The following is a 419-nucleotide window of genomic DNA, read 5'->3' as shown; positions in this document are numbered from 1 at the left end:
CGGACAGGCGGAGTCCGACGGGGTAGGCGGGGTGCTCGGTGTGCGGCTCGGCGTGCGGCGCGTGCTCGGCCATGTCGGCAGGGACTCCTCGGGCGGACGGGGCGGTGCTGTGTTGCCATGGTGGCACTGGCGGTGAAGCGGCTGGTGGGACGGGGTGCGGTCCCGGCGACCACCTTACGGGGAGGGGGCGCGGGGGTCACGATCGGAGCGGGCCCGCGGCGACGGGACCTGTCCCGGTCCTGCGGTGGTGGCGGCGTCGGCACCGGGGCCCGGCGGGGCCGGCGCCCCGGGCCTGGCACGCGTCGGTGGCGCCGCTGGTACGCGCGCTTCGGCGCGTGCTGCCGGGGCCGGGGTCCGGCGGGGTCAGCGCGCCGCCGAATCGGGTGCTCGGTCCGGGACCGCGCCCCGGGACACCCACC

Origin of the sequence: Streptomyces lushanensis (genome assembly GCF_001700515.1) — a bacterium.
GTDB classification, from domain to species: Bacteria; Actinomycetota; Actinomycetes; order Streptomycetales; family Streptomycetaceae; genus Streptomyces; species Streptomyces lushanensis.
Note: the sequence above shows the minus strand (reverse complement) of the source record.